This is a genomic window from Micromonospora sp. NBRC 101691, assembly GCF_030269285.1.
In the GTDB taxonomy this organism is placed as follows: Bacteria; Actinomycetota; Actinomycetes; order Mycobacteriales; family Micromonosporaceae; genus Micromonospora; species Micromonospora echinospora.
The window spans coordinates 78,124-90,757 of the sequence record NZ_BSTB01000001.1 but is presented as its reverse complement, the minus strand read 5'-3'; the positions used below and the strand labels follow the sequence as shown (position 1 = coordinate 90,757).

Here is a 12,634-nt window from a genome sequence, read left to right as displayed (position 1 = left end):
GGGAAGCCGCAGGTGGGGACGCGTCCGAGTCGGTGCGACAGACGCGGCCCCGGTCAGCCGGCAGCGGGCAGCCGGTAGCCGGCCGGGTCGGCGAGTGCGGCGGTGAGCAGGTCGACGTACTCGGCGCACCACCGGGCCACCGTGGAGCGGTCGTACAGGTCGGTGGAGTACTCCACCACCCCGCGCAGCACCGGCCCGGCGGGCGAGAACACCACCCCCAGGTCGCGGCGGGCGCAGGCCAGGCCCAGGTCCACCACCTCCGTGTCGAGGTCGGGCAGGGACAGCGACGGGATCCCCGGATTCCAGCCGAACAGGGCGGTGCCGACCGGTGGCGGCTCCCCGGGCCGCCACGTCGGGTCGACGGTGGCGTAGACCGCCCCCACCGGGGCCGGCTGGTGGCGCAGCGCGTCCAGGAACACCCGGTCGGTGCCGGCCACCAGGTCGGCGAAGGAGCCCGCCCCGGCCAGCGGCACCCGCAGCGGGACGACGCTGGTGAACAGACCGACGACCGGTTCGACGTCGGCGGTGTCCCGGTGCGCGTACGGGGCGGCGAGCACCACGTCGGCCGTCCCGGTGAGCCGGCCGATCAGCAGCGCCCAGCCACTGGCCAGGACGGGCAGGACACTGCCGGACGGGCCGACGCCCCCGCGTACCCGGTCGGCGAGGGCGGCGGGGAGGTCGAAGGCGTACTCGTCGCCGTCTCCGCTCAGCTTCGCCGGCCGGGGCCGGTCGGTCGGCAGCGCCACGCTCCTCGGCGCGCCCGCCAACTGCTCCCGCCAGTACCGCCGGACCGGCTCCGGTGTGCCGGCGTCCCGTTGCCGGCGGGCGTACCCGGTGTACCGGAGACCACCGCGCTCGCCGGGGAGGGACCGGCCGGACCGCAGCGCCGGGTACGCCTCCGCCAGCTCACGCAGCAACTGCTGGATGGACCAACCGTCGCCGTTGAGGTGGTGGACGACGAGCATGAGCACGTGCCGGTCGTCGGCCAGCCGCGCCAGCCGGGCCCGCAGCCACGGTCCGTCGTCCGGGAACGGCTCCCGGCCGGTCGACACGCACCAGGCGTCCACCTCCGACCCGGACACGTCCGTCACCGGCACGACCAGCGGCCGGTGGGGCAGCACCTCCTGGGTCAGCGTGCCGTCCCGCTCGACCAGGCGGGTCCGCAGCGCGTCGTGCCGGGCGACCAGGGCGTCCAGCGCCGCCCGCAGCGCCGGCACGTCGAGGTCGCCGGTGAGGGCGACCCGGACCGGCATGTGCACGGCGGCCGGGTTCGGGGCCCGTCGCTGCCCGTGCCACATCGTCTCCTGCTGGTACGTCGCCGGCGCGCTCTCCTCGATGCCGTCGCCGGTGGTGGCGGCCGCGTCGACGACCTCGTCCTCCCCGACCGGCACCGGGGCGGTGAGGGCGGCGGCCATCGCCCGGATACCGGGGGCCTGGAGGACGCGGTGCACGCCGACGTCGGTGCCGAGCAGCCCGGACAGCCGGTTGGCGAGCCGGACGGCGGCCAGCGAGTGCCCACCGGCGGCGAAGAACGACGCGTCCAGGGGTAACCGGTCCACGCCCAGCTCGGCGCACCAGGCGTCGTGGACGAGCCGTTCCACCCCCGCCTGCGGCACCTGGTCGCCGGCCGCCACCACCGGGGCGGGCAGCCGGGCCGGGTCGACCTTGCCGGTCTCCCCGAGGGGCAGCGCGTCCAGCAGCACCCACGCCCGGGGCACCAGGTACGGCGGGAGCCGGTCGGCCAGGGCGGCGGTCAACCGGGCCTCCCGGGCGGCCGGCGGCGCACCGTCGTCGGCGGGCACCACGTACGCGGCCAGATACGGCTCGTCACCCCGGTCGTACCGGGCGACGACGGCGGCCTGCCGGACGCCGGGCAGCCCGACGAGCACCGCGGCGGCCTCGCCCGGCTCGACCCGGTGACCGGCGATCTTGACCTGGTCGTCGAGGCGGCCGAGGAACTCCAGGGTCCCGTCACCACGCACCCGTACCCGGTCCCCGGTCCGGTACATCCGGGCACCCTTCACCGTCGAGTACGGGTCGGGCGGGAAGGCGGCGGCGGTCTCCGCCGGCCGACCGAGGTAGCCCCGGGCCAGCCCGTCGCCGCCCACGTGCAGCTCGCCGGCCGCCCCGGGCGGGACGGGTCGGCCGTGCGGGTCGAGCACGTACAGGCGGTGGGCGGCGACGGGGACGCCGATGTCGATCGGGCCGGTGCCGTCCGGAGCCACCGGCCCGGCGGTGGTGACGATGGCCGCCTCGGTCGGGCCGTACGCGTTGACGACGGTGGCGGGGAACCCGGCCGGCGGTCGGCGGCGCAGCTGGCTGCCCCCGACCACCAGGGTCCGCAGCGTGGCGGGAGGCGGCACGGGTGACGCGAAGACCAGCTCCGCGAGGGGCGCCGGCAGGAACGCCACGGTGACCCCGTGCCGGGCCCACCAGGCGCACAGGGCCGCCGGGTCGGCGCGGACCCCGTCCGGTACGAGCCGGACGGTCGCTCCGGCGGTGAGCGCCGGCCAGATCTCGGCGAGGTTCGCGTCGAAGCCGAGGCCGAGCCCGTGGGCGACGACGTCCGCGCCGGTCAGCCCGAGCGACTCCGCGTGCCAGGTGACGGCGTGGACGGCCGGGCGGTGCGGGACCAGCACCCCCTTGGGGCGGCCGGTCGAGCCGGAGGTGTAGACGCACCAGGCCAGGTGCTCCGGCCCGGACCCGGTCGGGTCGGCGGCCGGCGGACGGGGCGGTTCCCCGTCGGCGGGTGTGTACCCGGCGTCGGCCTCGACGGCGATCTCCTCGACCAGCAGTCGGGGCGGGGCCACCGGGTGGTCGAACGCCGTGGAGGTGACCACCAGCCGGGCGCCGCTGTCGGCGAGGACGGCGGCCAGCCGGGCGGGCGGCAGATCGGGGTCGAGCGGCAGGAAGGCCGCCCCGGCGAGCAGCACCCCGAGCTGCGCCGCGACCAGTTCCGGCCGGCGGGGCAACAGCACCGCGACCAGGTCGTCCGCCCCCACCCCCGTGCCGGCGATCCGGCGGGCCAGCGCCTCGGCCCACACCCGCAGGTCCCGGTACGTCCAGCGGGCCGCGCCGTCGACCACCGCCGGAGCGTCCGGCGTCCGACCGGCCTGCCGGAGGACCAGGTCGTGCAGTCGACCGGCCTGCCGGAGGACCGGGTCGTGCAGTCGTTCGGCGGTGGGTGCGGTGTCCCGCCCGGCGTGCGACTCGACGGTCCCGGACAACCGGGACAGGGGAACGTCGGGCTCCCGGGTCAGCCCGTCGAGCAGCCGGACCCAGTGGTCGAGCAGCCGGCGTACGGTCACCGGGTCGAACACCTCGGTGCGGTACTCGACGTGGCAGCGGACGGTGTCGGTGTGCGACAGGTAGACCATGAGGTCGACCGGGGCCTTGTCCAGTCCCACCGGCAGCGGTTCGGCGGTCACGCCGGGCAGGTCGAAGGCGAACGCCCCGCCGGTCTCGTACTCGACGACGACGTCGAAGAGCGGGTGCCGGCCGGCCTCCCGGTGCGGGGCGAGCGCGCGGACCAGGGCGTCGAACGGCACGGCGGCGTGCTCGTAGGCGTCGGCGGCAGCGGCCCGGACGCGGGTGAGGATCTCCCGGAAGGTCGGGTCGCCGGTGAGGTCCAGACGCAACGGCAGGGTGTCGACGAAGAAGCCGACCAGGTCGGCGGTGCGCTCGTCCCGGCCGTCGAACCCGGTGCCGACCACCAGGTCCGGTTGCCCGCTGAACCGGAACAGCATCACGCCGAAGGCGCTGAGGAGCGTGGTGAACGGGGTGACCCGTTCGACCCCGCTGAACCGCCGGATCCGGGCGGTCAGCTCGGGCGGGACCTCGGTGAAGACGCTCCGGCCGGCAGGCGAGGGCAGGGCCGGACGGGGCAGGTCGGAGGGGAGGACGAGGGTGGGCGGCGGCGGGTCGAAGCGGGCCAGCCAGTACCCCAGGTCCCCGTCGTCGACGGCGGCACGTCGTCCGGCGGCGGCCCGGGCCAGCTCCGGATAGTCGACCGGCAGGGCGGCCAGCTCCGGGGTGCTGCCGGACACCCGGGCCCGGTAGACGACCGAGACCTCCCGGGTGAGGACGGTGTACGAGCCACCGTCGGTGGACAGGTGGTGGAACGCCAGCACCAGCACGTGATAATCGGCGGAGAGCCGCAGCAGCGTGAAGGCGAACACCGGGCCCTCGGCCAGGTCGAAGACCCGTCGGCTCTCCCCGGCCATCGCCTCCGCGACGGCCGGCTCCTCGGCCCGTCCGGTCAGGTCCCGTACCGGCAGCTCCACCGGCACCACCGGCCGGACGACCTGGCACGGCTCGCCGTCCACCTCCCGGTAGGTGGTGCGCAGTGGGGCGTGCCGGGCCACCACGTCACCGAGCGCGCCGCGCAGCGCCGCCACGTCCAGCGGTCCGCGCAGGCGCACCGCCACCGCCTCGGTGTACGCGGGCGTGCCGGGGTGGAGCTGCTCGACCAGCCACAGCCGGCGCTGTCCGGGCGTGAGCGGCGCGATCTCCTCCCGTACCGGCTGCGGCGCGGCCGGACGGCGCGGGGTGGCCCGCCGCAGCACGTCGATGAAGGGCAGTCCGGCGCGGACGTCGGGAGCGGGCAGGCCGAAGTCCACGAAACAGGCGATCTCGTCGGCGCCCGCGTCGAGCACCGCGTCCAGCACCGGACGGGAGCTCTCCGGGGTGCCGATCAGCGCCCGCTGCTCGCAGTACCGCCGGTACGCCCGGGACAGCACGAACCGGACGTCCTCGTCCGGGGTGTCGGCCAGGTCGATGCTCATCCCGAGGCTGTTCACCACCTGCCCGAGCAGGCTGAACGACGACCGCAGGTAGGCGCAGAACGGGTCGAACGCCGCCTCGCGCACCCGGTCGAGGTCGTCGCCGAGGTACGTGTGCAGCAGCACCACCACCCGACCGGCGGCCGGGTCGAGGCCGTGCTCGGCGCGGGTCCGCCGGTACAGGGCGATGTTCTCGGCGAGCTGGGCGACGTCCTGGGTCATCAGGTTCGTCACCACCCCGACGTCGCGCCGGGCGGCCTCCCGGTAGCTGTCCGGGTTGCCGACGATCGCGGTGAAGAACGGCGGGACGTCCTGCACCGGACGGGGGAAGAGCCGGACGTCGACCGGGTCACCACTGCCGGACGTGGCGGGGACCGCGTCGCCCCGCCAGAGCCGGCGCACCGTCTCCAGGTGTTCGTACATCACCTGCTTGTGCCGGCCGAAGTTCTCCGGCTGGAAGACGAAGTCGTTGGCGTGCCAGCCGGGGGCACAGCCGAGCCCGACCCGGCCGCCGGAGAGGTTGTCCACCATGGACCACTCCTCGGCAACCCGGACCGGGTGGTGCAGGGGCAGCACCACCGAGCCGGCGTTCAGCCGGATCCGCTCGGTCCGTACGGCGAGCGCGGCGGCGAGCACCGACGGGTTCGGGAAGATGCCGCCGAAGGAGTGGAAGTGGCGTTCCGGGAACCAGACGGCGTGGAACCCGTGGGTGTCGGCGTACTGCGCGGCGTCGAGGATCAGGCCGTACCGGTCGTCGGCGCGTTGGTCGGGGTAGTCGCCGAAGAAGTACAGGCTGACGTCGACGGTCTCCCCGGCCTCCTCCGCCCCGACCGCCTGGGTCGAGGTGCCCGGGTCGACCGGGTCTGCCGGCACCACCCGGGTCGGGGTCGTCCGAACCGGGCGCTCGGCGGTCACCGCCGTCGGGGTGGTCGCCCCCGCCGCGCCGAGCAGGGCGAGTTGCTGCTGCATCAGGTCGAGCTGGCGGTGGACGATCGCGCTCAGGTCGCTTCCCGGCGTCACCTCCCCGACCGGACCCCCTCCCGTCGCCCGTCCCGGCCGCCCGTCACCGCCTTGATCCACTCGAGATGCGGCATCCGGGGGTGTCCCGGGCCCTCCGACAGCCCGACTTGCCGCATGTCGCGGCGCAGCCGGCGGCGGGGCCGTCGCCGGGGCAGCTCCGGGCAGGGGTCGGCCGGAGCCGGCGATGATCCGCTCGGCGAGTCGACGCGGCGTGTCGACGTCCTCGAAGAGTTCCCGGATCGGCACCCGGACCCCGTAGGCCTGGTCGATCTCCCGGGACATGCTGATCAGCAGCAGGGAGTCCGCCCCGAGGGAGAAGAAGGTTTCGTCGGGGCCGACCGCCGCGACCTCCAGCCCCAGCTTGCCGGCGGTCGACGCGCGGACCCGGTCCAGCACGGCACCGTCGACCGTCCCACTGCTCGCCGCCAGGTCGCCGGCTCCGGGAGCCCGGTGCGCCCCGTCGGCCGCAGTGGCGCCGTTCGCCGGGTCGGGCAGGGCGTCGGGGGTGGCCTTTGCCGGTGCGGTGGGGTCGGGTGCGGGGCCCTGTGGAGCTGCCCGCACCGGCGGGGCAGCACCATCAGCCGAAGCCGAAGCCGAAGCCGAAGCCGAAACCGAAGCCGGAGCCGAAGCCGGAGCCGGAGCCGGAGCCGAGCCCGAAACCGAGTCCCGAGCCGGAGCCGAGTCCGGAGCCGGGTGGGCGTCGATCCAGTACCGGCGGCGCTGGAACGGGTACCCGGGCAACGACACCCGGCGTCCGGCGCAGCCCTCGGTGACCGCCACCCAGTCGACCGGAGCGCCCGCGCAGTACAGCTCCGCCACCGCCTGCCACACCCCGTCGACCGGGTCGAGGCCGCGTCGCTGGGACGGGATCCAGGTCGCCGTCGACCGGGCCGCCCGGGCCAGTCGGGTGAGCGCGGCCTCCGGCCCCGCCTCGACGAACGTCCGGCAGTCCCGGTCGACGGCCGTCCGGACGGCGGCGTGGAACTCGACGGTCCCGCGTGCCTGCCGGTACAGGTGCTCGGCGTCGGGGCGCCAGCCCGGTTCGCGGACCCGACCGTCGACGGTGCTGACCACCGGCACCCGGACCGGCCGCAGGTCCACCCGCCCGGCCAGTTCCCGCAGCCGGTCGCGCAGCGGCTCGACGGCCGAGGTGTGGAAGGCCCGGCCGACCGGCAACCGCCGGGTCGACAGTCCGAGCCGGGCGGCCCGGGCGGCGACGGCGGAGACCTCGTCGGGCGACCCGGCCAGGACGTGCCGGTCGGGTCCGTTCACCACGGCAACCTCCACCGGGGTGCCCGCGACCAGGTCGTCGACGACCGTCCGTGCGGCGAGCACCGCCAGCATCGCGCCCGGCCCCAGCTCGTCGTGCATGAGCCGGCCACGCCAGGCGGCGAGGCGCACCGCGTCGGCGAACGGGAGCGCGCCGGCCACGGCCAGGGCGGTGTACTCGCCGACGCTGTGACCGAGCACGTAGTCGGGGGTGACCCCCCAGGAGCGCCACAGTTCGGCGAGGGCCAGGCCGACGACGACCAGCACCGGCTGGACCAGGTCGGTGGTGGGCCCGGCGGGGTCGGGAGCGTCCCGCAGCCGGGCGAGGAGGTCACCACCGACCGCGTCCCGGTACGCCGACGCGGCCTCGGCCAAAACGTCCCGTACCACCGGAAAGCGGTCCGCGAGCGGCAGCAGCACCGGACGGAGGTCGCCCTGTCCGGGGAAGGCCAGCACGATCGGCCCGGCGGCGGCCGTGCCGGTGACCAGGGTGTCCGGGGCGGCGGTGCCGGCGACGTACCGGTCCAGTGCCGAGGCGAGGGCGGCGGGGGAGCCGCCCCGCGCGACGAGGCGGTGCCGCAGGTGCCGGCGGCCCCGTCCCGTGGTGGTCACCAGGTCCGCCAGCGCCAGGTCGGGGTGGGCGCGGAGGTGGTCCCGGTGGCGGGTGGCGAGCGCGGTGAGCGCGGCCGGGTCGGCCGCCGAGAGCGGCAGCAGGCCGGGTGCGGTGACCTCCGGGCGGGCGGTGCCCGGCAGGGCGGCACCGGTCGGAGCGACGGCGGCGACACCGGCGGCCGACGGGGCGACGACCGGCTCGGGTGGCTGCTCGACGATGACGTGGGCGTTGGTGCCGCCGACGCCGAGGGCGCTCACTGCCGCCCGGCGTGGGGTGCCGGACCCGGACCACCCGACGCCGGTGGTGCTGACGGTGAAGGGGGCCAGGTCGACCGCCGGCCGGGTGAAGTTGATCTGCGGGGGGATCCGGCCGGTCCGGACCGCCAGCACCGCCTTGACCAGCCCGGCCATGCCGGCGCAGCTGTCCAGGTGGCCGATGTTCGCCTTCACCGAGCCGAGGAACGGCCGGGCCGATGCGTACGCCTCGGCGAGGGCGTGGTGTTCCACCGGGTCACCGAGGGCGGTGCCGGTGCCGTGCGCCTCGACGTACCCGATCGAGGAGGCGGGCACGGCGGCGTCCCGCAGCGCCTGCCGGATCACCTCGACCTGCCCGGTGACGCTCGGCGCGGTGAAGCCGACCTTGCCCGCGCCGTCGTTGTTCACCGCCGAACCGAGGATCACCGCGTACACCGGGTCGCCGTCGGCGACGGCGCGGGCGTACGGCTTGAGCACCACCGCCGCGACCCCGTTGCCGCCGACCGTGCCGTCGGCGGCGGCGTCGAAGGGCCGGCACCGGCCCTGCGCGGAGAGGATCGAGCCGGGGGTGTGCCGGTAGCCGGTGACCTGGGGGACGTGCACGGCGACGGCGCCGGCCACCGCCAGGTCGGCGTCCCCGGTGAGCAGTGAGCGGGCGGCCAGGTGCACCGCGACCAGGGAGGTGGAACACGCGGTCTGCACGGTGATCGCCGGCCCGGTCAGCCCCAGCCGGTACGCCACCCGGGTGGCCAGGAAGTCCGGCTGGTTGCCCAGCGCCGTGCCGACCAACGTGGCCGGGTCGTCGACGCGGGTGGCCGCGTCGAGGTTGTTCCGCAGGTAGGTGTGGTGGGTGTAGAGGTTCATCCCGCCACCGGCGAAGAGCCCGACCCGGGCCCGGTCGCCGGCGCCGGCGTACCCGGCGTCCTCCAGCGCGTGCTGGCAGGTCTCCAGGAAGAGCCGGTGCTGCGGGTCGAGCAGTTCGGCCTCCCGGGCACTGATGCCGAAGAAGCCCGCGTCGAAGCCGGTGACGTCGTCGAGGACGCCGCTGGCCGCGACGAATCCGGGGGCGTCCGCGTCCGGCACGCGCGCGGCGGCCAGCTCCTCGGGGGTGAAGAAGCGGACGCTCTCCACCCCGGCGAGAAGGTTCGACCAGAACTCGTCGACGTCGGCGGCACCGGGGAAGCGGCCCGCCATGCCGATGACGGCGATCCGGTGGTCCGGGCCGACCGGGGCAGGGCCGGTGGCGTCGGCGGGGGCGGTGTCGGTGAGGTGCCGGACGAGCGCGTCGACGGTCGGGTGCGCGAAGAACGCCGGGGGCGGGACCGACCGGCCGAGGGCCTGTTCCAGCCGGGCCCGGAGCCGGACGATCTCCACCGAGCCGATGCCGAGCTCCCAGAACGGCCGGTCGGTGTCGACCGGGCCGCCGAGCAGGTCACCGAGCGCGTCCAGGACCGCCCGGCGCACCGTCGCCCGGGTGGGCGGGGCAGCCGCGTGCCCGTCCGACCGGGAACCGGCCGGGACGACCGCCGGATGCGGAGCCGACGCGGGTGGGATGACGGGCCGGCGGGCGGCCGGGACGGGGAAGGGCGGCGCGTCGGCGGTCGGCACCGGGCGGCGGTCGGTGTCGAAGTCGCCGGCGGTGAGGCGGCGGCGCAGCGCGGCCCGTTGGATCTTCCCACCGGTGGTGCGGGGGAACTCCACTTCGGGCACCGCGACGACCCGGGCCGGCGCGATGCCCCAGCGCCGGGCCACCGCGGCGGTGACGTCCCGGGCCACCTCCGACGCCGGCCGGCCCGCGTCGGCGTCGGGCACGTGGAACAGGACCAGCGACTCGGTTCCGGTACGGGGGTCGGGCACGCCGCAGGCGGCGACCAGTCCGGCGGCGACGCCGGACACCTCCCCGGCGACCTGTTCGACCTCGTGGCAGGGCAGGTTGTGCCCGTTGATGATGATCAGGTCCTTCTCCCGGCCGGTGACGGTGATCCGGCCGTCCACCATGTACGCCAGGTCGCCGGTGTCCCACCAGCCGCCGGGTCGCAGGGCCGCGCGGGTCGCCTCCGGGTCGGCGAGGTAGCCGGGGGTGAGCCGGGGCGAGCGGACCTGGAGCCGTCCGATCCGTCCCTCGGGCAGCACCTCGTCGTCGGAGTCGACGATCCGCAGGGCGGCGCCGGGGGCGGGCGCGCCGACGGAGAGGAACACGACGCAGTCGGCGGGACCGTCGTCGGCGGTGGCCCACTCCAGGTCCCCGTCGAGGCTGGCGGCGCGGACCCGCTGCCGGCAGCCCGGCTCGCCGAGCGACGCGAAGGTGATCGCGGTGCTGGTCTCGGACATTCCCCACGCCGGGGTCATCGCGGCGACGGGCACGCCGGTCGCCGCCACGAAGGCGTCGAAGGTCTCCGGCCGGCACTGCTCGCCGCCGCTGACCATCCGCCGTACGTGCCGTAGCTCCCACCGGCGGCCCGGGTCGCGGGCCACCGCGTCGGCCACCAGCCGGAGCCCGAAGTTCGGCGCCCAGCTGTGGGTGACCCGGTGCCGGCGCATCAGGTCCAGCCAGCGCAGCGGGTCGGCCAGTACCTGTTCGGTGTCGACGTGGACGCTGGTCGCGCCGAGGAACACGCCGCCGAGGTGGTAGAGGAGCAGCCCGGCGACGTGGTCCACCGGGAGCCAGTTGAGCAGCACGTCGCCGGGACGGATGTCGAGCATCTCCCGCGCGCCGAGGGCGTACTGGGACAGACCGAGGTGGGTCAGCGGGATGATCTTGGGGGTGCCGGTGCTGCCGGAGGAGAGTTGCAGCACCGCCACCTCCTCCGGCGCGGCGTGGTGGTCGGTGTCCGGCGCGGGCCGGTGCCCGTCGGCCAGTTCGGCCACGGTGACCACCCGCCCGCCGAGCGGGAGGTGGCGTAGTCCGGCCGCGTCGGCCGCCCCGGCGACGACGACCGGTTCCCCGAGTGTTCGCCAGGCGTGCCGGAGCGCGTCGAGCGCCGGGGAGTCCCCGGTGTGGCCGGGCCCGGCGGCGGTGGTCAGCGGCACCACCCCGGCCAGCACGCAACCGAAGAACGCCGGCCAGTACTCGACGGACGCGCCGACCCGCAGGATCGCGTACCCGCCGGGGTCCACGTTCCGGGCCCGCAGGCCGTCGCGGACCGCGCGGGCCCGGTCGAGCAGGTCGGGGTGGGCCAGGAAGTCGGTGCCGCCGTCGGCGGCGACCAGGTGGAGGCCGGCCTCGGGGAACCGTTCCGCCGCACGGGTCAGCGCCTCGCCCAGGGTCCGGGGGTGCTTCGGGTCGTCGGGCAGTTCGGCACCGTGGCTGACGGCGGGCCGACGGCCGGACGGGTGGGGAACGGTCACGGGGCTACCTCGGCAGGTTGACGGCGTGCTGCGGTCCGGAGGCGGACATGGGCCACGAGGAAGACGAGCGCGACGGCCAGGGCCAGCCCGTGGGCGGCCCCGACGACCGGCAGCGGCGGGAACCGGTCCAGCAGCGCGGCGCAGACGATCATGCCGACCCCGAAGCCGGCGTTCTGCGCCGCGCTGGCGAAGCCGAACAGGCGGGGCCGCAGGTCGGCGTCGACCGCCTGGAGGCGGGTGGTGTAGCTGATCTCGGCGTAGCCGTCGGCCGCGCCGGCCGCCAGGGTCACCGGGACCAGCAGCCAGACCGGCAGGCCGGTGAAGGCGAGCACGAAACAGACCGACATCAGGCAGGTGGCCACGCCGAAGGGCAGCTCCGTGGGGCCCCGGTCGGCGCGGCGGGCCCGCCGGGCGGCCCAGCGGCCGGCGAGCAGGCTGCCGGCCGCCCAGGCGGTGGTGAAGGTGGCGGCGAACGTGGCGGGGGAGTCGGGGCGGACCAGGGTCGCGTACACCGGCAGCCCGATGTTGTGCGACGCGGAGCCGAGCGCGTCGACGGCGCGTACCGCGATCATCGCCGACACCACCGGGGCGACGGCCCGCAGCAGGCCGAACCGGCCGAGCGCCCGCCCGGCGGCGGCTGCGGGTCGCCCGGCGGCGGCCGGGCGGTCGGCGGCCCTGGCCCGCCGGGCCACCGGGAGCAGGAGCAGGGCGGAGAGCAGGTACGTGGCGGCGTCGACCAGGAAGGCCACGTGGTAGCCGAGCCACCCCACCAGCACGCCCGCCGAGGCGAACCCGAGCAGCATCCCCACCGAGCGCAGCGTGACCACCAGGCCGTTGGCCCGGGTCAACCGGTCCGCGCCGACCATGGTGGGCAGGTGCGTGCGCATCGCCACGCCCCAGAGCGTCTGACCGGCGCCGAGCGCGACCGCGAGCCCGTACAGCACGGGGGTCCGGGCCCCGGCGGGGACCGTGACGAGCAGGACGAGCATGCCGGCCGCGAGCAGGTCGGCGCCGATCATCAGGTACGGGCGACGGTGGCGGGCGGCGAGCCGGCCGGCGACCGGCCCGGTGAGGAACCCGGCGGCCAGCCGGACGGCCATGAAGACGCCGGTCTGCACCGTGGAGCCGGTCAGGTGCAGGACGAACAGGCCCAGCGCCACCAGGTTCAGGAAGCTGCCGAAGGTCGACACGGCGTGTGCGGTGGCCACGAGCCGAAGGTCGCCCCACGACTGGTCCACCCCTGCTGGTCCGCCCAACCTGATCTCGTTTCCCCCTGGTGCGTGACTGGCAATCATGCCGTCGACGGCAATGCATTTCAATTCCCAGATGTCGGACGTACGCCCGGTGAC

The 12,634-nt window shown here is 76.0% G+C and carries 2 protein-coding genes; both read right to left on the bottom strand.

All coding sequences use genetic code 11. The annotated features are described in order from the left end of the window. Positions 1–53: 53 nt before the first annotated feature. Entirely contained in the window at positions 54–11,285 is an 11,232-nt protein-coding gene (locus tag QSK20_RS00320; RefSeq protein ID WP_285786529.1) for a non-ribosomal peptide synthetase/type I polyketide synthase, read from the bottom strand. Continuing rightward, positions 11,282–12,493: an MFS transporter gene (locus QSK20_RS00315; RefSeq protein WP_285786528.1), complete on the bottom strand. Its 1,212-nt coding sequence runs from the start codon at positions 12,491–12,493 to the stop codon at positions 11,282–11,284. Before QSK20_RS00315 ends, QSK20_RS00320 begins: the two co-directional genes overlap by 4 nt. Between the last annotated feature and the right edge of the window lie 141 nt (positions 12,494–12,634).